This is a genomic window from Photobacterium sanguinicancri (assembly GCF_002265265.1).
Lineage (GTDB): Bacteria > Pseudomonadota > Gammaproteobacteria > Enterobacterales > Vibrionaceae > Photobacterium > Photobacterium sanguinicancri.
In genome coordinates this window covers 1-1,475 of the sequence record NZ_NOIF01000356.1, presented here as the reverse complement: position 1 = coordinate 1,475, position 1,475 = coordinate 1, and the positions used below count along the sequence as shown (strand labels likewise).

Annotated in this window: 1 protein-coding gene; it reads right to left on the bottom strand. The window is 49.3% G+C overall.

Annotated elements, in window-relative coordinates; genetic code table 11:
• Nucleotides 1-1,475, bottom strand: a 1,475-nt coding sequence (gene tkt, locus ASV53_RS23995) for a transketolase (protein ID WP_094958989.1), incomplete at both ends; no start/stop codon positions are given.

The window sequence follows — 1,475 nt, the reverse complement described above, 5'->3', positions numbered from 1 at the left end:
AGGTTTTGACGCGAGAAGATTAGCGATGTTGGGCCATCTTTACGTTCAATTGCCAGTTTCCAAGCAACAGCAGATTCAACTTGGTCACATGGACGCCATGTGCTCATGTTTGGTGTTAGGCGCAGTGATGCAATTTGCTCAACAGGCTGGTGCGTTGGACCATCTTCGCCTAGGCCGATTGAATCGTGCGTGTACACTTGGATGTTCTGAATTTTCATCAGTGCAGCCATACGCATTGCGTTACGCGCGTATTCCATGAACATTAGGAAAGTTGCACCGTATGGTACGAAACCACCGTGTAGCGCAATACCGTTCATGATAGCTGTCATACCGAACTCACGTACACCGTAATGGATGTAGTTGCCCGAGAAGTCAGCTGCTGTTAGCGACTTAGAACCCGACCACATAGTGAGGTTAGAAGGCGCAAGGTCAGCAGAGCCGCCCATGAATTCTGGCAGCATAGCACCAAACGCTTCTAGTGCGTTTTGTGATGCTTTACGTGATGCAATGTTTGCTGGGTTAGCTTGAAGATCAGCAATGATTGCAGATGCTTTTTCTTCCCACTGTGCAGGTAAATCACCGTTTACACGACGCTTGTATTCAGCCGCTAGTTCAGGGAAAGCTGCTTCATACGCTGCAAATTTCTCGTTCCAGCTTGCTTCTTTCGCTGCACCTGCTTCTTTCGCATCCCATTCAGCCGTAATGTCTGCAGGGATTTCGAATGGACCGTGGTTCCAGCCAAGTTGTGCTTTGGTTGCTGCAATTTCTTCAGCACCTAGTGGCGCGCCGTGACAGTCGTGTGTGCCAGCTTTGTTTGGTGAACCAAAACCGATAACCGTTTTAGTACAAATAAGCGTTGGACGACCTGTTTCTGCTTTCGCCGCTTCAATCGCTGCATTGATTGCGTCAGCATCGTGACCATCAACCGCAGGAATTACATGCCAGCCGTATGCTTCGAAACGCTTAGGCGTATCGTCAGAGAACCAACCTTCAACTTCACCATCGATAGAGATGCCGTTGTCATCCCAGAATGCTACTAGCTTGCCTAGGCCCAATGTGCCTGCAAGTGAACATGCTTCGTGAGAGATACCTTCCATTAGACAGCCATCGCCCATGAACACGTAAGTGTTGTGGTCAACGATGTCGTGGCCTTCACGGTTGAATTGTGCAGCAAGTGCTTTCTCAGCCATTGCCATGCCAACACCGTTGGTGATGCCTTGGCCTAGTGGACCCGTTGTTGTTTCAACACCCGGTGCGTAACCGTATTCAGGGTGACCCGGTGTTTTAGAGTGCAGTTGACGGAAGTTCTTCAGATCTTCGATAGAAAGATCATAACCTGTCAGGTGAAGCAGAGAGTAAATTAGCATTGAACCGTGGCCGTTCGACAAAATAAAACGGTCGCGATCAGCCCACTCAGGGTTTTGTGGGTTGTGGTTCATGTGGTCACGCCACAGTACTTCAGCGATATCAGCCAT